This is a genomic window from Streptomyces sp. NPDC027962, from assembly GCF_055566095.1.
The window spans coordinates 92138-115928 of record NZ_JBVHTA010000022.1; the positions used below are offsets into that span (position 1 = coordinate 92138).

Sequence of the window (23791 nt, forward strand, 5' to 3'; positions counted from 1 at the left end):
GGACACCCCGTCACGTGCGGCGCTCTGTCCGTGACGGGGTGTCGTCGCTAGGCTGACCCGGGAGACGACTCGGGAGGAGCAGCGACGTGGCCGAGAGCACCACCACCACTACCACGCAGATGTTTTCGGGGTGGGAGAAGCCGGACTTGGACCTGAGCAAGGCGGACTGGCAGCCCGGAGCTCAGGGGGCGGGAGATGTGCAGATCGCGTTCGTCGAAGGCTTCATCGCGATGCGCAACGGCGGCCGCCCGGAGGGCCCGTCGCTGATCTTCACCCCGGCCGAGTGGCGTGCCTTCGTGGTCAACGCGCGTGAGGGGGAGTTCGACCTCACCTGACACGGGCAGCGCCCACGCCCGCCTGTCACGGGCCGCGCCCCCTCCCGTCGGCGGGGGAGGGGGAGTCGCCGGGCGTCTGTCTCAGGCGGAGGTCGGCGACACGTCCCGGCCGAGCCCAGCCGTTCCGTTGATCTTTTCGATGGCCTGCCGAGCGTGCTCGCCGGGTGTACGGGCCGTGAGCGAGGAGACGGACGACGCAGTCGGCGGTAGATGCTGGCTCCCGGCAGGAGCGGGCGGCGGCGCGGTCGCCGGTTTGGCGCGGCCGGCGGACCGGGTCCGGAGCCGGTGCCCCGCGGCCTCGTCGAGGCTCACGGGTCGTTGCATCTGTGCGGCCAGCCGGCCCGCCTCCTGCCCGAGCGCGGCGACGTCCTCCCAGTGGAGCCGGACGACCAGACGGAGTTCCGCCTCGCCGTCCGGGAGGGCCTGAAGGGGAGGAGTGGTGGGGTCGTTCATGGACTGATCCTCACGTCGGTACGGAATCTCGCGGACACTGCTCCTCACGGACATCGGTGCCATGGGCATCGGTGTTCACAGGGATACGGCGAGCGGAGCCGATGCGTTCAAAGGGCCCGGGGCCTGGCTCCGACGAGTGGGGCCGTACCCGTACCATTGCGGTTATGTCCTTCCTCCGCCGCCGCAGCGCCGCCACACCCGCGGGCCCGGACTTCGATGTCCTGGCCATGGATCCGGGGGACTGGCCCGGCAATCTCGGCGCCGGCCTGCTGCCCGCCCCGGACGGCAGCTGCCAGGGGGTCTTCCTCCGCTACGACCTGTTCGGCGGCCGCGGCCCCGCGATGATCATCGGCAATCTGCCGGAGGGCTCGCCCGCCCGCGAGGTGGAGGAGGGGGAGATCCCCTTCGAGGTGGGTCAGCTGCTCGTTGCTCTGGAGAACGAGGAGCCGGTCCATGTGACCGGGGTCGAGGACACGCCGGTCATGCAGGGGGACAACCTGCTGATCGTGCGCCGGCTGAAGCTCTCGGAAAGCCGCATCTCCTGCGTGCAGTTCGACCGCAGCGACAATGTGCTCGTCACGATCGCCAGCTGGGACCGGCCGATCACCGACGACCTCTACGCACTGCTCAAGCCCCTGCCCGCGGAGCTGTTCCAGCAGGGCTGAGGGCCTGCCGCCGGCCGACTGCCCGGGGCCGCTCCCCGGGCAGTTTTGTTGTGCGCCTTGTCGTATCCGTCATCGGACTTCTGGCGTGCTCACCTCACCCGGGCAGGTGGCGCGGCCCGCCGCATCGTCCTCACGGAGGGCCGCACCGGTCGGCCCTGCGCTCCACGATCTTCCGGCGCCGGCAAGCGGGTGCTTCGCGGTCGGGGCCGGGCAGCGCTACACCTTGGCCGCCGCCTGCTGAGCCGGCAGCGACAGTGACAGCCGGGCCGCCGACGTACCGAGCCCCGCAGGGGCACCGAGCCGCCGCGGGGCAGCACCGCCCCGCAGATCCTCCTCCTTGTAACGACGCACCTTGCGGTGCCAGTTGAGGATGCCCGCAAGCCAGTCCTCGAGCTCCCCCACATACGTGTCGAGTGTCGCCCTGGCCTTGCCGTCGAGGCCGAACTCCTCGCACACCAGCGGCAGTTCATGCTCCTTCACGTGAAGGAACTGCTGCAGCCTGGACCGCATCAGATCGTCGGTCATCGCGGCGGCCGTCGGATAGTCGCAGTCGAAGAACGTCTGCACCACCAGGACCGCGTTGTGTACTTCGCCCTCGAACTCGATCTCCTTCTGGTACGAGAAGAGGTCGTTGAGCAGACACGCGTAGTCCATGGCCGCGTTCTCCAGGGCGCGCACCGGACCGCTCGCATACACCTCGGCCGGGAGTTCGCCCTCGTGGCGCAGCCGGCACAGACTCATCGTGAGATCCGAGCCGAAGGTCAGCCGGCGCATCTCCATGTAGTCGACCGGATCGGGAACCCGGTGCTGGGCCTGGTTGTGCAACTCCCACAACCAGCTGTCGATCATGACATCGATGGCGTTGCGCAAGGACCGGCGGGCGTACGCCGACATCGGCCCCGCCGTGCGCGCCCACAGGTCGGCGAGGCTGCGCTCCAGAGGTGCGACCGCCTCGGCGGCACCGGCCTCGGGATCGTCCACCGGCATGCAGGCCTTGAGCCGTTCGTTGCAGAGCCTGGCGCCCGCCAGATCGCGCGGAGCTCCGAAGACGATCGGATAGTAGTCGTCGCCGTACGTACCCCAGGTCAGCCACTCGGCGCTGAGTTCGAGCTCTTCCGGCGTGGCGTCGGGATCGAGTCCCGCCGCGCACAGCGCCAGGTCGAAACCCGTCACCTTCGCTTCGTCCCAGATGTCGTTCAACAGACCCGTACGGCCCGCCCAGGCGATCGACTTGGCACGTGCGTCGTCCAGGTGCGGGCTCAGCGACAACGGGAACGGCAGGTCGAATTCCGGGAGCAGGGAGCCTCCCACCGCACGCGGCCGGTGCGTCAGCGTGCGCAGTCGTGCGGCAGCCGGACGGCCGAACAGGGTACGGATGTCGAGCGCCGACGTGCCCAGCACACCGGCCACGGACGACGGCGCGTCCGCCGCCCGCGCACCCTCGTTCATGTAGCGGCTGGAGCGCATGTGCCACTCGTGACCGCCGGACTGCCAGTCCTGAAGTCCCTTGGTGTAGGCGGCTACCGCTGCACACTCCGCCGGCGTCAGCCCCTTTTCCAGGCACAGCGCGGGCATTTCGGTGAGCGCGGTGTTCTCGAACTGCTGAACCCGCGATGTCAGCAGGTCGTTGACCACTTCGGCCGCCTCCTGTGTCGAGCAGCGCAGGAACCGCTCGAGAACCAGCACGCCGTTGCTGTTCTCCCCCTCGTCCTCCACCTCGCGCTGGTACGAGAACAGGTCGTTGCGCAGATGGACGGCGTCCGAGAAGGAGTCGCGCAGCACCCGCAGCGGGCGGGAGTGGGCGACCGGCTCGGGCACCTCCGCCTGGGCGGCGTACTCCACCAGACCGGCGGACCAGGGCGCGCCGCCGACCTTCCGGCGCATCTCGATGTACTCGAGCGGGTTGGCGACCCGGCCCGCGTCGATGTTGACGAGCTCCCACATCGACTCGTTGAGCAGGTTCTCCGTGGCCTCCGTGAACCGGGCACGCCATGCCGGGGACATGCCCGGCACCGTCCGCGCCCACAGATCGGCGAGTCCGGCCTCGACCGGATTCGTCGGCTCGGGCGTTCCCTGCGAGAGGTCCATCGGCATGAACGCCGGCAGCCGGTCCAGATACGCCTTGCCGCCCGCCAGGTCCTGGCTGCGTTTGAAGACCTCAAGGAAGTGGTCGTCGAAGAAGAAGACCCACACATACCAGTCGGTGACGAGACCGAGGGCGTCCGCGTCGCAGTCCGGGTGGGTGTACGCGCACAACAAGGCGTAGTCGTGCGCCTCGAGATCGCTCTCCTCCCAGATGCCGGACCCCTCCAGCATCCCCATCCGGCGAGCCCATTCTCTGGTGTGCCGCCGTGCCTCCTCGACATGCGGGTTGAGGCGTGCCGGATGGGCAACGTAGAAGTCCGGCAGTACGAAGGGCTGTGCCATGTGCGCCAGGGCCTTTCGTGAGCAGCCGCGCCCGCGGGCGCGGAGGATCATGACGGCCCAGCCCTACCCCTCGCCCAGACGGCCCACGCATTACGCTAATTAGTCGCATAAACGGAGGAAGGGGTGGAGTGCCACCGGACCCCACGACCGGTGGCACCCCGCGGCTGAGAGGCCCTAGTTCAGCACCCGGACATCGGACGCCTTCACGAACGCCACCCGATGCCCGAACTGGATCTCGTAGTACATCTCCTCACCCCGTACCACCTGGTGGCCCGCGGTGTCGAACGTCGTCGCGTAGAGGTACTCACCCGGCACGCGGTCACCGACCACGTACTTCTGGCCCGCGAGCAGCTTGTACGGCAGCGGCGAGACCGCCTGCACCGGAACCCCCGCAGGGTACGCGGAGGCCTCCGGGTACGCCCTGCCGTAGACCGGCACATCCGCGAGTCCCTCCCTCGGCGTCAGCACCGGCTCCCGCGCACCCACCGCGGTGGGCTGCGTACGGGGGTTGTGGAACCAGGCCTTCTGGCCCAGGTACCAGACCGCCGTCCAGTCGCCCCGGAGCTCGGCCACCGCGTACTGCTGACCCGTCGACGCGCGCGCTCCCGTGTCGTTCACCCCCGTCGTCGAGTCCTGGCCGCCGGGCCGCAGACCGACGTCCTTGACGAGCGGAGCGTCCTCGCTCGGCGCCGTGTGCAGCCGCACTGCACCCGAACCGTGCGGCATACACGCCTCACCGGCCTTCACACAGCCCGTGTAGAGCGGCTGGTGCCCGGTGTAGTCGGGACGGATGGTGACCACCGTGCTCTGTGTGCCGCCGTGCGGGATGAACGGCTTGCCGAGGAGCTGGAAGTAGTGCGCCCAGTCCCAGTACGGACCCGGGTCCGTGTGCATCCCGCGGATCGTCGCCGCCGTCGTGCCCGGCACGGTGTCGTGGCCCAGTACGTGCTGACGGTCCAGCGGAATGTCGAACCGCTTGGCCAGATACTTCACCAGCCGAGCCGACGTGCGGTACATCGCCTCCGTGTACCAGGCATCCGGTGACACCAGGAAGCCCTCGTGCTCCAGGCCCACCGACTTGGCGTTCACGAACCAGTTGCCCGCGTGCCAGGCGACGTCGTCGAGCGGCACGTGCTGGGCGATGTGACCGTCCGACGAGCGCAGCGAGTACTGCCAGGACACATACGTCGGGTCCTGCACCAGGCGCAAAGTGGTGTCCCAGGACGCCTCCGTGTCATGGACGACGATGTAGTCGACCGACTGTGACGCCGGGCGGTCGGCCTTGTCGTGGTTGCCGTAGTCGCCCTCGCCGAACTCCTCGTACGGCGCCGGGACCCACTCGCACGCCACCGTTGGCGGGCACTCGGCCTTGCCCGCGTCCGCGGTGCGCAGCCCCAGCTGCCGGACCTGCGACCGCTTCGGTGAAACCGCCGGGTCCGCGGTGAGCTCCACGCGCTGACCGCTGTCCGTCGTGCGGGACTGGCCGGTGCGGATGACGTCGAACACATCGTCGGCGTACGTCGTCGCCGTCGCCACGTCGTCCGCGCCGGAGAACCTGGCGACGGCGCCGTACCAGTCCGCCGGGTCCTCGCTCGCCGGGACGCCCAGCTCCCGCTGGGCAGCGGCGAGCAGGGCCGCGCCGCCCCGTACGTTGGCCGCGGCGTTGTCCCGCAGCTGCTCCGAGCCGATACCGGAGACCTCCGCCGCCTGCCCCAGCGTCCGCAGTCGCGGCGGCAGCGCACCGGGCTCGGGCAGCGCCGCCGCGGTCACCGTGCGTGCGGGCCGCCTGTCGTCGCCGCGGGCGTCCTCCGTCCCGTGCGCATGGTGGGGCTCCTCCGCCAGCGCGGTCCGCGCGTCCGTCAGATGCATCGGACCGTAACCGCCGGTTACGCTTGCCGCGCCACCGTGCGCGTCCCAGCGGGACTGCAGATACGACACACCGAGCAGCACACTCTGGGGCACGTGGTACTCGGCGGCCGCCGCGGCGAAGTCCCGCTGCAGCCCATCGGCCGACGCCCGCTCCGCAGTGGCGGACGGCCCGGCAGAAACCAGGGGAAGCAACAGGGCGGCGCACGCCACCGCGCCACCGGCCGTCCACGCGCGACGTCGGGCGCTTCTCTGACGTGCGGGAGCGAATCCTTGCAATGCAGCCTCCAGTGACGAGTGATGCGCGACGGGACCTGCGGGCCGGGACACGACCCATGGGTATCGGCTTACGGACGATCCGTCAATCACGCTTCGAGCGAAGGAATTTGCACGTCAGCATGCGTGTCGATGAGTTTCGCGACAGCGGCGCCGGGCCTGCGGCGCGTCAGTGGCGTGGACCAATGTCCGATCCTCTCAGTCGACTTGTACCGCCGGCAGACACGCGTCGTCGTCATGGGCCGCACGGAGGACTTCTCCGCCAGCCGGTCCACGATCTGCTGCGGAGAACACCCCGGCAGGCGGTCAGCGACTGCGTCAGCGCGTTGATCCCGTCGGTGATGTCCCTGTTGTCCCGTCGCTCCACCACCCCGTCCGTGTACGGCAGCAGGACATCGCTCAGCGCAGCCGATGGTCCGCTCGAGGAGGCGCCGGTCCGCGCCGCGGTGGACCGCTCGCCCACCTGCTGATCCGGAGAGAGGAGCCACGAAGCCGAACGGACGTGGTTACCGGCCCGGATGGTGAAGTCGGTGACCTCACTCCGCTCGTCCCGCACCGGGGCCAGTAGCGCGGCGGAGACCGGGATGGCGGGCAGCGTGGAACACAGCCCCAGGGGCCGTGGTCCTCGCCCGCGTCCCGGCGAGCGTGCCCCCGCCCGCTGCCCTGGCCGTAGGCACACTGCACCGGCTGCCCCGCTGTGTCGGGGGCTGGGGCCGGACCGGGCTCGGGCGCCGGGTCCGTCTTGTTCCGCACATCCGCCCGGAGACTGACGACCTCACGCTCGATGAATGCCTTGAGCGATGCGAGGTCGTGGGGATGCGGCGGCTGCATACGGGCTCTTTCGTCGCGCTGCACCCACAGCGGTCCGGACCTGGATCACGTGCCGCCGATCCTAGAACGGGACAAAGAGCACAGGGCGCTGCGCGCCGGGTGTGTCGGCACCGGGCGCGCAGCGCGCTTCCCCCTCTGTGTCGGGCCGGTCAGCGTGTGCCGACCGCCGCACGCACGGCCCGTCGGGCCATTGCGCAGTCGTCGTGCAGCCGCCTCAGGAGCAGTCGCTGTTCCTCACCCGCCGTCGGACCGGTGCCCTGCGTCTGCCCGCCGGAGACCGGCGACGCCTCGCGCATCGTGCGCTGCACGGCTGTCTCGTACGTACGGATCTCCCGAGTGAGCACCAGCATCAGGTTCACCAGGAAGGCGTCCCTGGCGGCGGTGCCCGACTGCTGTGCCAGCTGGCTGATCTGACGGCGCGCCACCGGAGCGTCGCCCAGCACCGCCCACAGCGTCGCTAGGTCGTAGCCAGGCAGATACCAGCCGGCGTGCTCCCAGTCGACGAGCACAGGACCCGTCGGCGACAGCAGGATGTTGGAGAGCAGCGCGTCACCGTGACAGAACTGCCCCATGCCGTGCCGGCCTCCGGCCTGCGCCAGACCGTGCAGCAGCTTCTGCAGGTCACCGAGGTCCCGGTCGGTGAACAGCCCCAGCTCGTGGTACCGCGAGATCCGGGAGCCGTAGTCGAGCGGGGCGTCGAACATCCCCGCCGGTGGCCGCCAGGTGTTGAGCCGGGCGATCGCGCCCAGCGCCGCCCGCACGTCCGCGCGCGGGGGCGCCTCCTGCGGGTGTCGGGTCAGTGCCGCGGCCCTTCCGGGCATCCGCTCGATCACCAGGGTGCAGTTCTCCGGGTCCGCGGCGATGAGCCGCGGGACCCGGACCGGTGGGCGGTGCCGTACGAAAGCGCGGTACGAAGCTATTTCGTGCCGCAGCCGCTCGGCCCATGCCGGCGAGTGGTCCAGTAAGCATTTGGCAACCGCTGTGGTACGCCCCGTCGTGCCCACGATCAGGACGGATCGTCCGCTGCGGCGCAGCACCTGCACCGGATTGAACTCCGGGCAGATCCGGTGCACCGACGCCACAGCCTTGCGCAGCTGTGCGCCCTGGGGACCGGACAAGTCGATTCTCCCGCTGAGGGGCTGGCCGACCACGCCGGCCGGCCTTCGAGCCCGGCCGGCGTGAGTGGGGTCCAGATACGGTCCGGTGCCGGCCGGGAACGCGGTGCGCTGCTGCAGCCGGGGCGGGGCGGACACGGAGGACGATGCTGTGTACATGGGAGATACAGATCCCTTCGTGTGCCGACAAGTTGCGTGCGCGCCCCGCCCCATATGCCAGAGGAAACACCCTGGGGAATGTGCCCCGGCAGACGGGGCGAGGTGGCGCGTTCCTACCTGACACCGCGTCGCGGGTGGCAGACCATCTGGCGGACCCTGGCGAACCCTGGCGAATAGTCGCCCGCCCCATGACAGCGGGTTACTGTCAACTCAGCCGAGAACCTGGGGGCTTGACGTGAGCAGAGAACCCAACACCCGCCTGAGCGACCTCTTCGGCCTGGCCGGCTGGTCCAAGGGCGAACTCGCAAGACTCGTGAACCGGCAGGCGGCGGCCATGGGCCACCCGCAGCTGGCGACCGACACCTCGCGGGTGCGGCGCTGGATCGACTTGGGGGAGACCCCGCGCGATCCCGTGCCCAAGGTGCTGGCAGCTCTGTTCACCGAGCGACTCGGTCGTGTCGTGACCATCGAGGACCTCGGGTTCGCACGAAGCGGGCGAGCGGGAAGACGGCGGGACGTCCAGGGCGCAGACAACCCTGACGGTCTGCCCTGGGCGCCCGACCGTACGGCGGCGGTCCTCACCGAATTCACGGGAATGGACCTCATGCTCAACCGACGCGGCCTGGTGGGCGCGGGCGCGGCACTCGCCGCGGGCTCAGCACTCAGCAGCGCCATGCACGACTGGCTCAAGACCGATCCGGCGATCTCCCAGGATGCCGTCCGCACCTCCGATCCCCTGCACGCCGACCCCGCTGGGTACGACCGTTACGAAGCGGCCCCCATCGGGTCGCAGGAGATCGAGGCGCTGGAGCGTTCCGTCGAGGTGTTCCGCGCCTGGGACGCTGCCCGCGGCGGCGGCCTGCAGCGCAAGGCAGTGGTGGGACAGCTCAACGAGGTCGGCGGCATGCTCGCCTACCGCCACCCCGACCACCTCCAGCGGCGCCTGTGGGGCGTTGCCGCCAACCTGGCCGTCCTCGCGGGCTGGATGTCGCACGACGTCGGCCTCGAGCCGACGGCCCAGAAGTACTTCGTCATCGCCGCACACGCGGCCCGCGAGGGCGGCGACCGCCCTCGCGCGGGCGAGGCCCTCTCCCGGGCTGCGCGCCAGATGGTCCACCTCGGCCGTCCCGACGACGCGCTGGACCTCATGAAGCTCGCCAAGTCCGGATCCGGGGAGCAGACCCTGCCCCGTACCCGGGCGATGCTGCACACCATCGAGGCCTGGGCGCAGGCCTCCATGGGCCGCGGCCAGGCCATGCGCCGCACGCTCGGCGAGGCCGAAGAGCTGTTCGTCTCCGACAAGGGGGATGTGCCGCCGCCCAGTTGGATGCAGATGTTCGACGAGGCGGACCTCCACGGCATGCAGGCCCTGGCGTACCGCACACTCGCCGACCACGACCCCTCGGCCGCGAGCATCGCGCAGAACCACGCCAAGCAGGCGCTTCAGCTGCGCGAGGGCGGCAGGCAGCGTTCGAAGATCTTCGACTACATCTCGCTGGCCTCCGCGTGCTTCATCGCGGACGACCCCGAACAGGCCGACCGTTACGCCCGGCTCGCGCTGGTGTCGATGGGGGAGACCTCCTCGCACCGGACCTGGGACAGGCTGCGGGAGATGTATCGGCTGACCGGGCAGTACGCCGGCTACGACAAGATCGAGGACCTGCGGGAGGAGATCGAGGTCGCGATGCCCCGCAGTCCTTCGACGAAGATGCGCAGAGCCCAGCACTAGGGCGTGTTTCGAAAGTCCCGCCTGGCCCACGACGCCTGGCACGCACACTCGCTGCGTTGTCGGAGTCATCCAAGTACGTCCAGTACGAGGATGATCCTCCGCCTTGCGATTGCACGCACCAGACGCCGCGAGCCCCGCCCTGCGGGCGGACGGCGCCACTTTCGAAACACGCCCTAGCAGCCCTCCGGGGCTGTGGCTCCGCACGACAGAGGGTTCGGACTCGACACCGGGTTTCGTACCTGTACCCGGCTTTCGTACCGACGCCTTTCGTACCGACACACTGCCTCGGACCGACTCGCGCGGGGTCAGGCGGTGACCCTCGCCACCATCACACAGGCGTTGCCCTCACGCTCCTGCTCACCGAACTCCTCGACGATCACACGGACGCATTCCTGAGCATCCCTGGCACGGGCGAACCGCGCTGCCAAAGCTGTCAGTCGGTCCGCACCGCCGTCGGACGTCGCGCTCGTGCGTGTCAGCCCGTCGGTGTGCAGGACCAGCAGATCACCGGGCTGCAGGGTCAGTTCGGCCTGCTCGTAGGCCGCTCCGCTGGTGGCACCGAGCAGCACGCCGTCCGGCGCCGTGAGCGCCTGCCCTGCCCCGTCGCGGAACAGCAGCGGGGAAGGGTGTCCGGCCTGCGCCCACGAGAGTGTCCTGGTCCCGGGCGCGTAGCGGCAGCACACCGCACTGCCCAGAGCGGGCTGCGGAGCCGTCTCGAGCAGTTGGTTGAGGTGCATCATCAGCGGACCCGGCCGGATGCCCGCCACGGCCATCCCGCGCAGAGCACCCAGCAGCATCGCCATGGCGGAGGTCGCGGACACCCCGTGGCCGGTCAGGTCGCCGACGCTCAGAAGTGAGTCGCCGGCGGGCAGTTGCAGGGCGTCGTACCAGTCGCCACCGATGAGCGCGTCGCTCGCGGAAGGGAGGTAGTGCGCCGCGACGTCCAGTGAGGTCCGGCCGTCGTGCGGGAACTGCAGCGATCCGCGCCACGGGGGCAGCACGGCTTCCTGCATTTCGACCGCGAGCCGTCGCTCCGTCTGCTCCATGTGCTGCTGCCGCTGCAGCCAGTCCCGGGTCTCCCGCACCGCCCGCTGGCTGCGGCGCAGCTCGCTGACGTCCCGTAGAACGGCCCACATGGCCGCGGTGGACCCGTCGGCGTCGAGCACGGGCTCGCCCATCATGTGCACGGTGCGGACGCGCCCGTCGGGCCGCACAAGACGGAACTCGCCGTCGATGGGCCGGCCGTCGACCAGACAGTCCGTCACCATCGCGGTCAGCAGCGGCTGGTCCTCCGCGAAGACGAGGGAGGGCATCTCGTCCAGGGACATCGGTCCGCTTCTGGGGTCACGGCCCAGGATGCGGAACAGCTCGTCGGACCACCTGACCTCGTCGGTGAGGAGGTTCCATTCGGCGCTGCCGACGCGGGTGAGCAGCGAGCCGGTGCCGTCCGCGGCGCGGTCCGCCTCGTACTCGGCGAGTTCGTCGGCGATCTCCTCCGCCGTCTCCTGCGGGAGTCCGTCCGCCAGCTGCCCCAAGTGGGCGCCGAGGTCATCGAGGTGATGGAGCGCCAGGTCGCACAGGGCGCGCCGCCATCGCTCCTGCGGGTCGTCCTCCGCCACTTCCGGGTCGGGGCGCACCGCGTCGACGTCTCCGCGCAGTCTGCGCGTCCGGGTGATCAGTGCGTCTACGGTTCCGCGCTCGGGCGGCTGTGCGGGACGGTCCGCGAACACATGGGACGGCATGTCGTACTCCGATACAGGCGGGCCACGGCCAGGGTCTGGAACAGGGACCGGTTACGACTGTTGCACAGGGAGCGAGGGGCCGTAAGCCGTTTGGCAACACTCGATCCGGTGGTGCCTTCGGCATATGCCGCAGGCGTCGTGGTCCGGGGCGTTGTCAGTGGCGGACGGCGAGTGGGCGCACAGCCGCGTCATGGAATACATCGCCGGGCTCGGCGTGCACACACCGCCGCGGGCACGGCTGTCGCGCCGCGCACCCTGGTCACGGCCGACGACATCCAGGCTCGGATCGAGGAGATCGCCGCGGCCCGCCCCGACTTGCCGTTCGGGACAGACGGGATCGTGATCAAGACGGACCTCGCACAGGACCAGGCCGCCGCCGGCTCCGGCTCCCGGGCGCCCCGGTGGGCGATCGCCTGCAAGCTTCCCGCCGTGCAGAAGGTCACCACACTCCTGGGTGTCGAGTGGAACGTGGGCCGCACCGGCCCGGCTGCGGAATGCGAGCCCCGCCCGCTTCCCGGTCTGCGCGTAATCTGTCGCGGTGACCGCTGACGACCTGCTGGCCCGTGCCCTCCATGACCCCCGCGACCCGCCGTTGCGTCCCCTGCCGCCGGAGGCGGCCGACCTGTTGCGGAAACTGGCCGCGCCTCCAAGACTGGCGGCGCATCTGCGCGCCGTCCACGACGTGGCGTACCAGCTGGCCGACTGGCTGGACGGACACCACCGGCGGCTGCGCTACGACCGGCGGGCAGTCCTCTTCGGTGCCGCCACCCATGACGTGGGCAAGGCGGTCCACACCGCGGAGCTGTCAGGTGCCGGCGGCCGGCACGAGGAGGTCGGCCGGCAACTGCTCCTGGACCACGGCGTCGCCCCCGACCTGGCCCGCTTCGCGGCGACCCACGCAAGCTGGTCCCAGCTGCCGACGGGGTCCGGTGTCGAGGACCTGGTGGTCGCGGTCGCCGACAAGGTGTGGAAGAACAAGCGGGTCCCGGACCTCGAAGATCTGCTGGTCACACACCTGGCCGGGACGAGCGGCCGGGAGGTGTGGCAGGAGTTCATGGCACTCGACGACGTCCTCACCCGTATCGGCGAAGGGGCGGATGCCCGGCTGGAGTTCCAGGGGGCCTACCCCGTCGTGGCGTGACCCGGCGGTCGGCATCGCCGGGGAATCCCGTTCGGACCGGTGGTGCGTCATACTCCATGTATGAGTTCAGCCCTTACATCGGCGGACGGGCCCCAGCGGCCGCCCATGCGCCCCGACGCCCCGCGGATCCGGCGTGCGGTCGCGCGGGACGCGAAGCGGCTCACCCGGCTGGTGCGTGGGTCGAGCGCCTATGAGGGGCGCTACGCCCCGATGATCGCCGGATACCGGGTGGGTCCGGACTACATCGAGACCCACGACGTGTTCGTTGCCGCGGACGGGAGCGAAAAGGTGCTCGGCTTCTACGCCCTGGTGCTGTCGCCTCCGGAGCTGGACCTCATGTTCGTCGCCGACGACGCCCAGGGGCGGGGCGTCGGCCGGCTCTTGGTGGAGCACATGACCGACCGGGCCCGCTCGGCCGGTCTGGACGCGGTGCGGGTCGTCGCCCACCCGCCCGCGGAGGGCTTCTACCTGAGCGTGGGCGCGCATCGCACCGGCACGGTCGAGGCCCGACCGCCGGCCGTCATGTGGGACCGCCCGGAGCTGCTGTTTCCGATCGAGTGAAGTCCGCCGCGATGTCGTCCTCGGTGACCGGCACCCGGAGACCGGAGACCGGTGACCGGCGACGGTATCCGTCCAAGTCCCTCACGCTGTACAGCCGTTCGCAGGTCACATGCCTGCCCCCTCGCCACCCTGCCGATCTCCCGGCGAGTTCCCGACGCCCAGAAATGCGGCGTAACCTGACAAAGCGGGTCGGTGCCTGCCGGCGCGCAGCAGCCGGGTGAAGGGTGAAGGGAGCGGCCATGCCGAGCACCGGAGCGCAGCGCCGCGCACGGCTGGGTCGGCCTCGGACGCATCGTGTACGCCGTCTCCTCCGTACAGCTCGGCGGCTGGCTCGCCGACCTGGGAGTCGGGCCGTCCCCGGTGGCCGCCCTGCCGACCAGGACGTCGTCCCCGGCCTCGAGATGGCCGGACCGGTGCCGGAGCTCGCAGAGCAGGTGCACGAACTCCACCGCCGCTTCCGGGCCGGCCGGAGCTGAGCCGTCGCACGTGCGTGTCCCGCCGCCCGCGGGACGCACGTCATTCGACGGGGTCGGGCGCCCGAGCAGGCGGCGGCTCGGCGGGCAGGGGCTGTTCCGTCCAGATGACCTTCCCGTCAGCCGTGTACCGCGTCCCCCAGCGTTCGGCGAACTGGGCGACCAGGAACAGCCCGCGGCCCCCCTCGTCCGTGATGGCCGCCTGCCGCAGATGTGGCGATGTACTGCTCTGGTCGGAGACCTCGCAGATCAGCGCCCTGTCGCGGATGAGCCGCACCCGGATCTCTCCGGAGGCGTAACGGATCGAGTTGGTGACCAGCTCGCTCAGGATCAGCTCCGTGGTGAAGGCCTCCTCGTCCAGACCCCACTCCGCGAGCTTCTCCGCCACCGCGGCCCGTACCCGCCGCACCGCCGACGGGTCCGGCGGCACGTCCCACTCCGCGACCTGGCCCGAGTCCAGCACACGCGTACGTCCCACGAGCAGCGCGATGTCGTCGCGGGGATTCTCGGGCACGAGCGCGCCGAGCACCGCCTCACACGTCTCCTCGGGGTCGGAACCGGCATGCTCGGCCAGAGTGCGGCGCAGCAGCTCCAGGCCCTCGTCGATCTCCCGCTCCCGGTCCTCGACGAGGCCGTCCGTGTAGAGCACCAGGCGGCTGTCCTCCAGCAGCCGCACTTCGAGCGTCTCGAACGGCAGACCGCCCAGACCCAGCGGCGGCCCACCGGGCACGTCCGGGAATTCGGCCGTGCCGTCCGGGTGCACGACGACCGGCTGCAGATGACCGGCCCTAGCCATGCTGCAGGTCCCCGACACCGCGTCGTAGATAGCGTAGATGCAGGTGGCGCCAGTGACGCCGGCGTCCGCAGCGTCGTCGGTCTCGTCCTGGTCGATGCGTGCCACCAGCTCGTCGAGGTGGAACATCAGCTCGTCGGGCGGCAGGTCCAGGCTGGAGAAGTTGTGGACCGCGGTACGCAGCCGGCCCATGGTCGCGGCGGCGTGCAGCCCATGGCCCACGACATCCCCGACGACGAGCGCCACCCGGGCCCCGGGCAGCGGGATGATGTCGAACCAGTCCCCGCCCACGCCGCCCAGCCCGCCGAGTCCGGCCAGCGCGGGGCGGTAGCGGTAGGCGACGTCGAGGGCGTTCTGCTCCGGCAGAGTCCGCGGGAGGAGGCTGCGCTGCAGCGTGACCGCCATCGTGTGCTCACGCGAGTAGCGGCGGGCGTTGTCGACGCTGACCGCGGCGCGGGCGACCAGCTCCTCCGCGAGCGAAAGATCCTCCTCCTCGAACGGCTCCGGGTGCTGCGCACGCCAGAACATGGCCACGCCCAGAACCACGCCTCGAGCCCGGAGCGGAACCGCGATCATGGAGTGGATTCCGTACTCGAGCAGCTTGTGCGCCCGTACCGGATCCTGCTCCTGCCACCCTCCGAGGGCCGTGAGATCCGCCTGCAGGACCGCCTCGCCCCTGCCGAGACCGGTACCCATCGGCGTGGTCGGCACGAAGCGGATCACCTGCCCCAGCGGGTAGAGCGCCGTCTCCGCCGGGCCGGCGAACGCCGTACGCCGCATGTCGGTGTCGGCGCCCGCGGCGGTCGGCTCCTCGCCGCGCAGCACGGCCTCCACCAGGTCCACGGTCGCGAAGTCGGCGAACCGGGACACGGCGAACTCGGCGAGCTCCTCGCACGTGCGCACCACATCGAGGGTGGTGCCGATCTCCGTGCCCGCGTCGTACAGGAGCCTGAGCCGCCCCCGTGCAATATCGGCACGACCGGTCAGGGACCGCAACTCCGTGGTGTCCCGCAGGGTGGCGACGCTGCCCGGCGGCCCGCCGTGCTGGTCCGTCGAGCGCTGGTTGACGGCGATCAGACGCTCCCCCACGGGGAACACCTCGTCCGTCACGTTCCTTCCGGAGGACAGCAGATGCGACGTGAGCGGATCGAGACCCAGTTCGTTGACCGGGGAGCCGTCCACGTCCGGCGGCAGGTCCAGCAGCCTGCGCGCCTCGTCGTTGGCGAGCAGCAGCAGGCCGTCGCCGCTCACGATGATGACCCCCTCGCGCACCGCATGCAGCACAGCGTCGTGATGTTCGTACATCCGGGTCATCTCGGCGGGGCCGAGCCCATGCGTCTGGCGGCGCAGCCTGCTGCTCACCAGCGCCGTGCCCCCCGTGGTCAGCAGCAGCACGCCGCCCGCAGCGCCGAACAGCAGAGGAAACTGCTCCTCCACCACACCGCTCACGCGTTCGATGGTGATGCCGGCCGAGACCAGGCCCACCACCGTTCCCTTGCTGTCGGTGACCGGGACGACGGCCTGGACGAGCGGCCCGATCGTGCCGATGATCTTCTCGGTGATGACCTTGCCGTCCTGGGCCGGGGCGAGATTGCCGACGAACTTCTTCCCGATCCGGTCCGTCAGCGGGTGCGTGTAGCGGATGCCCTCGGTGCTCATCACGACGATGAAGTCCACACCGGAACGCTTACGGGCGACTTCGGCCTTCGGCTGAAGCACCGCGGTGGGATCCGGACTTGCCAGCGCCTCCTCGATCCCGGGGGAGTGGGCGAAGGTCTCGGCCACGGCGACCGACCGGTTGCGGGCCTCGCGCTCGCTGTCGGCGCGTGACTGGAACACCAGCGCCGCCATGGCCGCGGCGACGAGCAACACCACGATCGCCACCTGCAGGAGAAAGACCTGACCTGCGACAGTTCGCATCCGAAGAACCGAGCGCGGGCGGCCGTAGCGTCCGGCCATAAGCTCTTTCTACACCTCCGCCATGAGCTGGGCGAACCGCGCAAAGCAGGGGCGTGGACCATCATGCGCCCAACCGGACCGCGGGTCGCTCAAGCATGCCAATGCAGATGATGATGCCCAAGGCCTTTGATGAATTCGGGGGGATCAGAAATCCCCGCCGGGCGGGCGTTGCGGGCCGGATGGGGGCAATGTCCCCGAAGTCCGTGTCCAAGGGCGCGTTTGACAACCTGGCATACGGGAACAAGCCCGCGACCGTGGGCCTGTTACTTGAACCGCCCCGCTCCTTCGTTTCCCGTACCGCCCTGCGCCATCAGCGAGCTGCGGCGTATCCCCGCAGTATGGCGACTACTTCCTCGTCACCGACCTGGTCGAAGTCCTCGTACCACTGCCCCACCGAGTGGAACAGCGGCGGCCGGTGGGGACACAGCACTTCGTCCGCCTCCGCGGCGAGCGCGTCGGCGGCTTCCCGCGAACCCACCGGAACGGCGAGCAGCAGCCTGCCGGGCCCCATGCCGCGGACCGCGCGCAGCGCCGCACGGGCCGTTACGCCCGTCGCCAGTCCGTCGTCCACGACGACGACCGTCCTGCCGCTCACCTCCGGGGCGGGGCGTCCTCCGCGGTAGAGATCCTCGCGCCGGTGCATCTCCGTGCGCTCCCTGGCGACCTGCGGAGCCAGCCGGTCGGCCGTCAGGTCGAGCATGGCGAGCGAGCGCTCGTCGAACAGCGGAGGCCCCTCGCCGGCCAGCGCGCCGATGCCCACCTCGGGGTTGTAGGGCGCGCCGATCTTCCGCGCCACCATGACGTCCAGTGGCGCGCCGAGAGCTCTGGCGATCTCGTCGCCGACCGGTACGCCGCCGCGGGGCAGCGCCAGCACGAAGGGGCTGGCGAGCGTTCCTTCGTCCATGCGCCGGGCGAGATGGCCGGCGAGTTCCCGGCCCGCCTCCCTGCGGTCGTGGAAAAGCATGCCTCGCACCTTCCGTCGCTGGTCAGGCGCTGCGTCGTCGGAGGATTCCGGCGAGGACCACGGCGCCGACTACCGGTCCTCCATGTCCGTGTCGTAGGTGACGTGCATCGCGGCCTCCTCGGCCGAGGCGGCACCGCCGTCGATGCCCACGTCAACGGCCACCACGTCGCTGGGCCGCCTGGGGGCGGGGTCGTACGCGGCAGTGAGACGCCCCGCCCGCGTCTCCCCCGCCTCCTTGTCGACCGGCTCGCCGTCGCCGTCCACCAGATCGCCGATGCCGTTGCCGTCGGGCACCTCCACGTCCGGGTCCTCCTGGGCGAGGCGCTGGTCGAGCGTCTCGCCGCGCATCTGCTCCTCCCCGGTGGTGCCGTACTTCTCCACGCCCAGCGGACGCTCCGGCGGTGAGTACCCCTCCGCCATCGTGTCGTCCAGCCCGCGCTCGCCGATGACGTTCTCCAGGTCGAGATCACCGCTCGGGCGGTTCTGCACGTCGGAGTTCTCCGGCTGGTAGACGTCGTCACCCCGCGCCTGGTCACGCTGAGCTGCTTCGTCGGACATGGCGTCTTACCTTTCTGGGGAGTCTTCGGGCGTGCTCGGGCGCAGCATCGCGGAGTACCGGACCCGGCGGGGCGCGCGGGGCGCCCGTCAAAGGATCATGATCAGGGCATAGGCGAGGAAGAACGCTGCGAAGAGCGCGACGACGATTCCGATGGCGATCAGCGGCCCCTTGGCCCAGCCGCGGGACAGGTCACCGCGCGGGCCGGTCTCGGAGCCGGTACTGCCCTCACCGGGCGGCGTCTCGCCCGGTGGCACGCCGCTGCCTGGGGGGATGCCGGATGTGTTCCTCGGGTCGGGATCCGGGGTGTGACTGTTCATAGCGGTCGAGTGCCCGAAATCTTCCGAATCAACAGTTCGGATTTCGCAGCTCGCGGCCTACCGCGTCTGCAGCGGGTCGGGCCTCAGGAGGCGTGAGCAGGCGGCGCCTGCGCGTGTCGCCGCTGCCCTGACCGGAGCCGATACGGCACCGGGGCGGCGGTTACGATCCTGGCCGCCGGCTGTGACGGCAGACGGCCTCCCGCCCCCGCCCTGAAGGAACCGGCACGTCCGCCGGCGCCACGCAGAAGACCACCGACGTCGCCCGGTGGATCGCGGATGTGCTGCGGCCCCGCAAACGTCCTGCTCGCCGGCATGCTCGGCCTGGGATTCGCCGCGGCCGGCAACTGGACGGGTCTTCCGTGGGGCCTGCTGGACGCTGTGCGCGGGAATCGTTCCCGCCGCCTGCATCGAGCGGGAACGCCGGAGAGGGGCACCTGGGGCGACCCGCATGTCGTGGACCGCGGACAGCGCGCCCCGATCTTCATCGTGATCCTCGGCTCCATCGGTCTCCGCTCCCTGGTGATGGTCCTCGGGAACGCCCCCGCCGGCAATCTCCTCGCGATTCCGGCACTGTGGGTGATGACCGTCGTTCTCCTCGTGGTGAACAGCGCCTGGAAGATCAGCGTCGACTCGGCGGTCGCCTCCGCCGTCACGGCACTGCTCGCGACCGTGCACACCCCGTGGTGGATCACCGCGTACGTCTTCGTCCTCGCCGTGTGCTGGTCACGCGTCGCGCTCAGCCACCACTCCGTCGCCCGGACCGCCGCCGGTTCCGGCGTCGGCGCTGCCACGGCCATGGCGTTCCTGCTGACGTGAGCGCCGCACGCGGACGCTGCGGGACACGGAACTGATGACCCGTCGGCCACCGGCCGGCCTTCATCCGCCGCGGGGGAGAAGGGGGCCCAGAGGGCCGAGGTCGATGTTCAGGTCGCCCGGCTCCAGGCCGAACTTGTCCCGCAGCACGTCCATCCGGTCCTCGAGCAGCATCAGCGTCATGCCGATGCGTTCCTCCTGGTCCTCGGTGAGCTCTCCGGTGTCGACCCGCCGCAGGGCCTGCCGCTCCATCAGCTGCCGCAGCAGTTCGACCACCGTCAGCACCAGTCTGGCGAGGTCGCGCTCCACGGTGTCCGGGTCGAGCTCCACCCGGCGGCGCGCCGTCCCGCTCATCCGTCCTCCTCCCACGAAGACCACGGTGAGGGCACCCGGGGACCGACCGAAGTGATCAGTGCCTTCAGGTCGATCCGTACGAGATCCACGTCCGCGATCCGCAGCGTGATGTCCCCCGCGATGACCACGCCGCCGGCGAGCAGTCTGTCCAGCAGGTCGACGAGGGCGAGCTCCCGACGGGCGAGGGGCGAGGTGTCGTCGGCCACGGTCATGTCCCTGTCCGTCCCTCGCGTACTCCCTGCTGCTCCCGGCTGTCCCGCTGCTGCCGTTCAGGCTCGTCGGCGAAGGAGTACGGCGCCCACGGGCCGGTCAGTTCGGCACGAACGCCCGCCTCCTGCGGGGCGAGTTGCTCGAAGAGCCCGACGAAGGCGTCGCTCTCCTCGCGCCGCACGAGGAACGCGGCGTTGAGGACGTTGACGCCGGGCGCTTGGGCCAACTGGCCGCTCTGCGGCCGATGCAGCCGTTGCCCCTCCGCGCACCGGGCCAGCTCCGCGTGCAGTCGCTGCGCGAGAGCATCCGCGTGCGCCCAGCTCTTCTCCCGGGTCTGCCGGCTCCGCAGCCGCCGCCGCAGATAGTCGCGGCCGGAAGATGCCACCTCCGGGCGTGCGGGAGCGGCGGACGGCTCCGGTTCTGGTTCCGTATCGGGGTCGGCGTACAGTTTCACGCCCCATTCGACCCTGCCGTCGAGCCTGGCGAGGCTCGCCGTGAAGCGGTCGTGCCCCTCGTCGAGCAACCGGCGCACCCCGCTCTCGTCGCGGCACACGGTGGCCAGCCGCAGCGGCACCACACTCGTGATGCCGCTGACGGCGCCGACCACCGACTCGTGCGCGCGGGCCGTGTCCGCCAGCCAGGCGAGATCCTCCAGGTGCTCGCGCAGTGGCGCTTCCTCGAAGTCCTCGACCCGCACGTGGCTCACCACGGCGGCCAGAGCGCGGTGCTCGACGAACCGCGCCGGAGCGCCGCCGACGCCCGCTGCCGCGAAGGTCGCCGCGTCGCCGACGGGCCGGGCCACCGCGTACACATAGAACAGTTGATTCATGCCTGATCCCGGTGATGGCGCTGGGGTTCGTTCTCCCGGGCAAGGCCGCGCTCCGCGGAGGACACGGCGGACTGCAGCTCGGCGATCTTGCGTTCCAGTTCGGCGTTCTTCTCCTCGAGTTCGCGCCTGCGGGCGCCGGAAGAGAGTGCCGGGTCGTCCTCCCACCAGTCGATGCCCATCTCCTTGGCCTTGTCCACCGAGGCTACGATCAACCGCAGCTTGATGGTGAGCAACTCGATGTCGAGAAGATTGATGCGGATGTCGCCGGCGATGACGATGCCCTTGTCGAGGACCCGCTCGAGAATGTCCGCGAGATCGGCCCCGCCACCGGAGTCGTAGGGGCCGGGGAACCGGCCGGTCGCAGTGGTCATCGCGGATCACCCCTCATCGCCAGACGCTCCAGCAGCTCGTCCTCGCGGCGGTCGAACTCGTCTTCTTCGATCTCTCCCGCTTCGAACCGCTCGACGAGCTCGGCGAGTTCACGCTGCACGGCAGCGGGGTCGTAGTACTGACGCTCCGCCTCCGACACGACCTGCTGCAGCACCCACGCGGTGCCGCGGACCGGTGCGACGGGCAGGAGAAGCAGCTCTCCCAGCAGGCCCATCACATCACTCCACGAAGCTGTACGGCGGCAGCGGTCCACTGACCTGCAACCGAAGTTGGGGGTTCGCCTGCTGGAAGTCGGCGACGGCCGTCAGGAAGTTCTCGGCCTGGTCGCGTTCCACCAGGTAGGACAGGTTCGCGACGCGGCCGGAACCGTCCGGGCCGGGCGCGGAGTCCACCGCGGCGGACGAGAGCGCCTGGTGCACCTCGGCGCGGTCCAGCTCCTCCCGCCGCCGCACAGCCGCGACAATCAACTCGCCCAACCGGAGCTTGTCCTCGTGACTCCCGCCGCCGGCGTTCTGCTGGGCGACGCCCATGGCACGCAGATCCGGATCGTCGGCGAGCACACGGTGCAGAACCGCCTCCTCGTCGTGGTCGGCCTTTACATTGAACTCGGCCTTGCCGTCCACCGCGTCGAGCCGCTCGAGGTAGTGCTCCTGACGCTCCGCCAGCACGGCGGTGACCGCCCCGTCGTCGGGCGACACGCCACCGAACCTGAGCGGCAGCACGGGTCCCGCCGCGCCCGCCTCGGTCAGCACGTTCTGATGCGCGAGCAGATCCCGCCGCTTGGGCCGCAGATTCTCGGGCGCGTCGCTGACGAGCGCGGCGAGTCTGCCCTTGCCGACCACCCGCACAGGCTGCGGGGGCTCGCCCACGCCGGACGGCCGCGAGGAGAGATACGCATCGAGGTTCGCATCGGGGGCGTTGCGGGTGATTCCATAGACGTACGTGCTCACTCCTGCTCCTCCTTACGACGGGAGCTGCTGCTGCGCCGGGTGCGCGGCGCGGACTCCTTCTCCTTCTTCTCCTCGTCATCGCCTCCGCCGAAGGCCTCCGAGATACTCTGTGCGGCTCCGGCGATCACGCCTTTGGACTTGCCGCGGGCGCCCGACTCGGTGATCTGGCCTACGAGGTCGGGAAGTCCGGGGTCCTTGCGGGGGCCGGCCTCCAGATCGAGCCGGTTGCACGCCTCCGCGAACCGCAGATATGTGTCGACGCTGGCGACGACGACCCTTACGTCGATTTTCAGGATCTCGATGCCGACCAGTGAGACGCGCACGAAGGCGTCGATCACCAGGCCGCGGTCGAGAATCAGTTCCAGCACGTCGTACAGTCCGCTGGATCCGCCGCGGCCGGCCGTGCTCTGCTGTGCCGGGACAACAGTCATTACGGTGATGCCCTCCCTGTGTCATACGGTGGGTGGCGTGCTCCGCCCGTCATCCGTTTCAACGGAACGGGCGGACGTGTGGGCCGGTTTCAATGCCCGGGTTCAGAACCTGGGCTCAGGTCCGGGGTTCAGGGCCGGGGTTCAGGCCCCGCCCGTGGACGGACGATCTGCCCGCCCGCGCTCATAACGCCGTGCCCGCCGGTACGAGGTCAGTTGGCCTTCCGTGTCCACCTCGACCTCGTAAGAGGCGAGGAGACTCGCTGTGTCGGGGACACGGGCCAGCTCGAGTACTTCGACCACGAGCCGCCAGCCGTCCTCCGTCCTTGCGAACGACGACACCGTCTCCGCCGTCATCCCGGTCAGTTCGGTGAGCTCCGCGCTCGCCGCGCGCAGCACGTCCACCGAACGGACGGGCCGACTGCCCTGCTGGTTTTGATTCTTGTCCGAGTTCTTCGAGTTCTCTGAAGTCTGTGTCATAGATGCCTCGACACAGCGGGTTGCCCGGTCGGACGTTCCCAAACCCCCATGGAGACAGCCGGTTTCGGTCGCCGACACAACGATGCCCGATGTCGGACAATTCGAAATGCACTGAGATTGCCGCCACTCAGTGTTTGCGTGTGGTGAGCGAGGACGAAACCCAGCGCCCGCGTTGCAGTCGTAGCCGTACACGTCACCGTCGCCCAGAGCGCTCGTTCGGAACGGCCGGCCGTCGTCGTCGATCCGTACGGTGCCCGACCTGCCCCCGCCGGACCACCGCAGTGGCAGCTACCAGTCACCGTCGCACGCGACCGTACGGCCGGTGACCAGCAGCACCTCGGGATCGGTGGCCGAGATCCGGTACGGGAACGAGACGGCCGGAATCGGCTCCCCGGCGTCGTTGCCCGCCTTGGCGTGGGCGACGGGGCGGGGCATGTCCAGACACATCGAACAGCCGCGGCGTGAGCGACCTGCCGCAGCCGGAATCCCATGCGGTACCCATTGCGCCCCTCCGGAGCCCGGCGCGCGGTCACACGCACCTGCAACGATTCCAGCACCACCGTCTCCTGGCCCGTGCCCTGCAGTGTGATCCGCACCCCCGTCTCGGCGCCGTGCCGTGCGCGCAGTGGCCCGGCCCACGACTCGGCATCGGCCTCGGTCGGTGGCGGCGGCACGTCGGCCTGCGCCCGTACGTCTACAGCCTCGACACCTCGCAGCCCGACGTCGGCTCCACCGACATCGCCCTCTGCTCGGTCGGCCGTGACGGCCGGGCGGTGACCGTCGTCGAACGGGGCCAGATGGGTGACCTCGACGGTTGGCCGCTCGAGGGCTTCAGGAAGACGACCGGCATCGCCGTCGCGAAGCTCTACTGAGCCCGGCGCCGGGGGGGGGGGGGGGGGGGGGGGGGGGGGGGGGGGGGGGGGGGGGGGGGGGGGGTGGTGGGGGGGGGAGGGGGGGGGGGGAGGGGAGGAA

General features: G+C 70.4%; 25 protein-coding genes and 3 pseudogenes. 10 read left to right on the forward strand and 18 right to left on the reverse strand.

Translation table 11 applies throughout. From position 1 onward, the window contains the following. The first annotated feature begins 119 nt into the window (after positions 1-119). Complete coding sequence (locus ACZ4SA_RS21365; protein WP_356633297.1) at positions 120-335, forward strand: DUF397 domain-containing protein; 216 nt, start codon at positions 120-122, stop codon at positions 333-335. Positions 336-416: 81 nt separating this feature from the next. Here the strand turns inward: ACZ4SA_RS21365 and ACZ4SA_RS21370 are convergent, their stop codons facing one another. Next, the gene (locus tag ACZ4SA_RS21370) at positions 417-788 is read right to left on the reverse strand and encodes a hypothetical protein (protein WP_468276785.1); all 372 of its coding nucleotides are present in this window, start codon (positions 786-788) and stop codon (positions 417-419) included. Between the two features lie 164 nt (positions 789-952). Between ACZ4SA_RS21370 and ACZ4SA_RS21375 the strand changes: the two genes are divergently transcribed. Next, positions 953-1453 (forward strand): hypothetical protein, encoded by a 501-nt coding sequence (locus tag ACZ4SA_RS21375; RefSeq protein ID WP_468276788.1) that lies wholly within the window; start codon positions 953-955, stop codon positions 1451-1453. Between the two features lie 216 nt (positions 1454-1669). Here the strand turns inward: ACZ4SA_RS21375 and ACZ4SA_RS21380 are convergent, their stop codons facing one another. Together ACZ4SA_RS21380 and ACZ4SA_RS21385 are read right to left on the reverse strand one after the other, a co-directional pair. Next, positions 1670-3880 (reverse strand): terpene synthase family protein, encoded by a 2211-nt coding sequence (locus ACZ4SA_RS21380; RefSeq protein ID WP_468276791.1) that lies wholly within the window; start codon positions 3878-3880, stop codon positions 1670-1672. Positions 3881-4054: 174 nt separating this feature from the next. Next, positions 4055-6025, reverse strand: a complete 1971-nt coding sequence (locus ACZ4SA_RS21385; RefSeq protein WP_468276792.1) for an N-acetylmuramoyl-L-alanine amidase — start codon at positions 6023-6025, stop codon at positions 4055-4057. 338 nt (positions 6026-6363) lie between these two features. On the opposite strand from ACZ4SA_RS21385, the gene ACZ4SA_RS21390 reads away from it, so the two are divergent. Continuing rightward, positions 6364-6492 carry a hypothetical protein gene (locus ACZ4SA_RS21390; RefSeq protein ID WP_468276794.1) on the forward strand — a complete coding sequence of 43 codons (129 nt, stop codon included), beginning with the start codon at positions 6364-6366 and terminating at the stop codon, positions 6490-6492. A gap of 510 nt (positions 6493-7002) precedes the next feature. Here ACZ4SA_RS21390 and ACZ4SA_RS21395 read toward each other — a convergent pair. Next, positions 7003-8127: an aminoglycoside phosphotransferase family protein gene (locus tag ACZ4SA_RS21395; protein ID WP_468276796.1), complete on the reverse strand. Its 1125-nt coding sequence runs from the start codon at positions 8125-8127 to the stop codon at positions 7003-7005. A gap of 235 nt (positions 8128-8362) precedes the next feature. Between ACZ4SA_RS21395 and ACZ4SA_RS21400 the strand changes: the two genes are divergently transcribed. Then, entirely contained in the window at positions 8363-9856 is a 1494-nt protein-coding gene (locus ACZ4SA_RS21400) for a DNA-binding protein NsdB (protein ID WP_468276799.1), read from the forward strand. A gap of 305 nt (positions 9857-10161) precedes the next feature. On the opposite strand, the gene ACZ4SA_RS21405 is transcribed toward ACZ4SA_RS21400, so the two are convergent. Then, the gene (locus tag ACZ4SA_RS21405) at positions 10162-11598 is read right to left on the reverse strand and encodes a PP2C family protein-serine/threonine phosphatase (RefSeq protein ID WP_468276801.1); all 1437 of its coding nucleotides are present in this window, start codon (positions 11596-11598) and stop codon (positions 10162-10164) included. 171 nt (positions 11599-11769) lie between these two features. On the opposite strand from ACZ4SA_RS21405, the gene ACZ4SA_RS21410 reads away from it, so the two are divergent. The 4 genes and pseudogenes from ACZ4SA_RS21410 to ACZ4SA_RS21425 all read left to right on the forward strand — a co-directional run. Next, the gene (locus ACZ4SA_RS21410) at positions 11770-12147 is read left to right on the forward strand and encodes a hypothetical protein (RefSeq protein WP_468276803.1); all 378 of its coding nucleotides are present in this window, start codon (positions 11770-11772) and stop codon (positions 12145-12147) included. Beyond that, positions 12137-12739, forward strand: a complete 603-nt coding sequence (locus tag ACZ4SA_RS21415) for an HD domain-containing protein (protein ID WP_468276806.1) — start codon at positions 12137-12139, stop codon at positions 12737-12739. The genes ACZ4SA_RS21410 and ACZ4SA_RS21415 overlap by 11 nt, the downstream gene beginning before the upstream one ends. A 60-nt stretch (positions 12740-12799) precedes the next feature. Continuing rightward, a complete protein-coding gene (locus ACZ4SA_RS21420) occupies positions 12800-13300 on the forward strand; it encodes a GNAT family N-acetyltransferase (protein WP_468276808.1) in 501 nt (166 codons plus the stop codon). A 249-nt stretch (positions 13301-13549) separates the two neighbouring features. After that, positions 13550-13776, forward strand: a pseudogene (locus tag ACZ4SA_RS21425) (nucleoside deaminase); the annotation flags it as partial. Between the two features lie 40 nt (positions 13777-13816). On the opposite strand, the gene ACZ4SA_RS21430 reads toward ACZ4SA_RS21425, so the two are convergent. The 4 genes from ACZ4SA_RS21430 to ACZ4SA_RS21445 form a co-directional block, all read right to left on the reverse strand. Then, positions 13817-16525 carry a SpoIIE family protein phosphatase gene (locus ACZ4SA_RS21430; protein WP_468276810.1) on the reverse strand — a complete coding sequence of 903 codons (2709 nt, stop codon included), beginning with the start codon at positions 16523-16525 and terminating at the stop codon, positions 13817-13819. 310 nt (positions 16526-16835) lie between these two features. Further along, entirely contained in the window at positions 16836-17489 is a 654-nt protein-coding gene (locus ACZ4SA_RS21435; RefSeq protein WP_468276813.1) for a phosphoribosyltransferase, read from the reverse strand. Between the two features lie 69 nt (positions 17490-17558). Further along, the gene (locus ACZ4SA_RS21440) at positions 17559-18047 is read right to left on the reverse strand and encodes a DUF5709 domain-containing protein (RefSeq protein ID WP_468276815.1); all 489 of its coding nucleotides are present in this window, start codon (positions 18045-18047) and stop codon (positions 17559-17561) included. An 87-nt stretch (positions 18048-18134) separates the two neighbouring features. Next, a complete protein-coding gene (locus ACZ4SA_RS21445; RefSeq protein ID WP_468276818.1) occupies positions 18135-18365 on the reverse strand; it encodes a DUF6480 family protein in 231 nt (76 codons plus the stop codon). A gap of 269 nt (positions 18366-18634) precedes the next feature. Here ACZ4SA_RS21445 and ACZ4SA_RS21450 point away from each other — a divergent pair. Beyond that, a pseudogene (locus ACZ4SA_RS21450) lies at positions 18635-19181 on the forward strand (hypothetical protein). A gap of 60 nt (positions 19182-19241) precedes the next feature. Here ACZ4SA_RS21450 and ACZ4SA_RS21455 read toward each other — a convergent pair. From ACZ4SA_RS21455 to ACZ4SA_RS21495, 9 genes are all read right to left on the reverse strand, one after another. Beyond that, complete coding sequence (locus ACZ4SA_RS21455; RefSeq protein ID WP_468276819.1) at positions 19242-19532, reverse strand: gas vesicle protein K; 291 nt, start codon at positions 19530-19532, stop codon at positions 19242-19244. Further along, positions 19529-19744 (reverse strand): gas vesicle protein, encoded by a 216-nt coding sequence (locus tag ACZ4SA_RS21460; protein WP_468276821.1) that lies wholly within the window; start codon positions 19742-19744, stop codon positions 19529-19531. Before ACZ4SA_RS21460 ends, ACZ4SA_RS21455 begins: the two co-directional genes overlap by 4 nt. Continuing rightward, a complete protein-coding gene (locus tag ACZ4SA_RS21465) occupies positions 19741-20571 on the reverse strand; it encodes a GvpL/GvpF family gas vesicle protein (protein WP_468276824.1) in 831 nt (276 codons plus the stop codon). Before ACZ4SA_RS21465 ends, ACZ4SA_RS21460 begins: the two co-directional genes overlap by 4 nt. Continuing rightward, a complete protein-coding gene (locus ACZ4SA_RS21470) occupies positions 20568-20942 on the reverse strand; it encodes a gas vesicle protein (protein ID WP_468276827.1) in 375 nt (124 codons plus the stop codon). The genes ACZ4SA_RS21465 and ACZ4SA_RS21470 overlap by 4 nt, the downstream gene beginning before the upstream one ends. Continuing rightward, positions 20939-21175, reverse strand: coding sequence for a gas vesicle protein GvpG (locus ACZ4SA_RS21475; protein ID WP_468276830.1), 237 nt, complete (start codon positions 21173-21175; stop codon positions 20939-20941). The genes ACZ4SA_RS21470 and ACZ4SA_RS21475 overlap by 4 nt, the downstream gene beginning before the upstream one ends. Positions 21176-21179: 4 nt before the next feature. Further along, positions 21180-21911, reverse strand: a complete 732-nt coding sequence (locus ACZ4SA_RS21480; RefSeq protein WP_468276832.1) for a GvpL/GvpF family gas vesicle protein — start codon at positions 21909-21911, stop codon at positions 21180-21182. Further along, a complete protein-coding gene (locus ACZ4SA_RS21485) occupies positions 21908-22342 on the reverse strand; it encodes a gas vesicle structural protein GvpA (protein ID WP_468276834.1) in 435 nt (144 codons plus the stop codon). Before ACZ4SA_RS21485 ends, ACZ4SA_RS21480 begins: the two co-directional genes overlap by 4 nt. Positions 22343-22483: 141 nt before the next feature. Next, complete coding sequence (locus tag ACZ4SA_RS21490) at positions 22484-22819, reverse strand: gas vesicle protein GvpO (protein WP_468276836.1); 336 nt, start codon at positions 22817-22819, stop codon at positions 22484-22486. 288 nt (positions 22820-23107) lie between these two features. Continuing rightward, positions 23108-23254 (reverse strand): hypothetical protein, encoded by a 147-nt coding sequence (locus ACZ4SA_RS21495; protein WP_468276838.1) that lies wholly within the window; start codon positions 23252-23254, stop codon positions 23108-23110. 254 nt (positions 23255-23508) lie between these two features. Between ACZ4SA_RS21495 and ACZ4SA_RS21500 the strand changes: the two are divergent. After that, positions 23509-23691: pseudogene (locus ACZ4SA_RS21500) on the forward strand (hypothetical protein); the annotation flags it as partial. Positions 23692-23791: the final 100 nt, after the last annotated feature.

What these genes read in the sequence shown, in the direction of transcription:
- ACZ4SA_RS21455 (WP_468276819.1), bottom strand. Translation starts at nt 19,532, where the DNA reads ATGAGCGGGACGGCGCGCCGCCGGGTGGAGCTCGACCCGGACACCGTG.
- ACZ4SA_RS21430 (WP_468276810.1), bottom strand. Translation starts at nt 16,525, where the DNA reads ATGGCCGGACGCTACGGCCGCCCGCGCTCGGTTCTTCGGATGCGAACT.
- ACZ4SA_RS21395 (WP_468276796.1), bottom strand. Translation starts at nt 8,127, where the DNA reads ATGTACACAGCATCGTCCTCCGTGTCCGCCCCGCCCCGGCTGCAGCAG.
- ACZ4SA_RS21445 (WP_468276818.1), bottom strand. Translation starts at nt 18,365, where the DNA reads ATGAACAGTCACACCCCGGATCCCGACCCGAGGAACACATCCGGCATC.
- ACZ4SA_RS21460 (WP_468276821.1), bottom strand. Translation starts at nt 19,744, where the DNA reads ATGACCGTGGCCGACGACACCTCGCCCCTCGCCCGTCGGGAGCTCGCC.
- ACZ4SA_RS21495 (WP_468276838.1), bottom strand. Translation starts at nt 23,254, where the DNA reads ATGCCCCGCCCCGTCGCCCACGCCAAGGCGGGCAACGACGCCGGGGAG.
- ACZ4SA_RS21375 (WP_468276788.1), top strand. Translation starts at nt 953, where the DNA reads ATGTCCTTCCTCCGCCGCCGCAGCGCCGCCACACCCGCGGGCCCGGAC.
- ACZ4SA_RS21470 (WP_468276827.1), bottom strand. Translation starts at nt 20,942, where the DNA reads ATGACCACTGCGACCGGCCGGTTCCCCGGCCCCTACGACTCCGGTGGC.
- ACZ4SA_RS21365 (WP_356633297.1), top strand. Translation starts at nt 120, where the DNA reads ATGTTTTCGGGGTGGGAGAAGCCGGACTTGGACCTGAGCAAGGCGGAC.
- ACZ4SA_RS21420 (WP_468276808.1), top strand. Translation starts at nt 12,800, where the DNA reads ATGAGTTCAGCCCTTACATCGGCGGACGGGCCCCAGCGGCCGCCCATG.
- ACZ4SA_RS21440 (WP_468276815.1), bottom strand. Translation starts at nt 18,047, where the DNA reads ATGTCCGACGAAGCAGCTCAGCGTGACCAGGCGCGGGGTGACGACGTC.
- ACZ4SA_RS21475 (WP_468276830.1), bottom strand. Translation starts at nt 21,175, where the DNA reads ATGGGCCTGCTGGGAGAGCTGCTTCTCCTGCCCGTCGCACCGGTCCGC.
- ACZ4SA_RS21435 (WP_468276813.1), bottom strand. Translation starts at nt 17,489, where the DNA reads ATGCTTTTCCACGACCGCAGGGAGGCGGGCCGGGAACTCGCCGGCCAT.
- ACZ4SA_RS21490 (WP_468276836.1), bottom strand. Translation starts at nt 22,819, where the DNA reads ATGACACAGACTTCAGAGAACTCGAAGAACTCGGACAAGAATCAAAAC.
- ACZ4SA_RS21370 (WP_468276785.1), bottom strand. Translation starts at nt 788, where the DNA reads ATGAACGACCCCACCACTCCTCCCCTTCAGGCCCTCCCGGACGGCGAG.
- ACZ4SA_RS21380 (WP_468276791.1), bottom strand. Translation starts at nt 3,880, where the DNA reads ATGGCACAGCCCTTCGTACTGCCGGACTTCTACGTTGCCCATCCGGCA.
- ACZ4SA_RS21485 (WP_468276834.1), bottom strand. Translation starts at nt 22,342, where the DNA reads ATGACTGTTGTCCCGGCACAGCAGAGCACGGCCGGCCGCGGCGGATCC.
- ACZ4SA_RS21405 (WP_468276801.1), bottom strand. Translation starts at nt 11,598, where the DNA reads ATGCCGTCCCATGTGTTCGCGGACCGTCCCGCACAGCCGCCCGAGCGC.
- ACZ4SA_RS21390 (WP_468276794.1), top strand. Translation starts at nt 6,364, where the DNA reads ATGTCCCTGTTGTCCCGTCGCTCCACCACCCCGTCCGTGTACGGCAGC.
- ACZ4SA_RS21465 (WP_468276824.1), bottom strand. Translation starts at nt 20,571, where the DNA reads ATGAATCAACTGTTCTATGTGTACGCGGTGGCCCGGCCCGTCGGCGAC.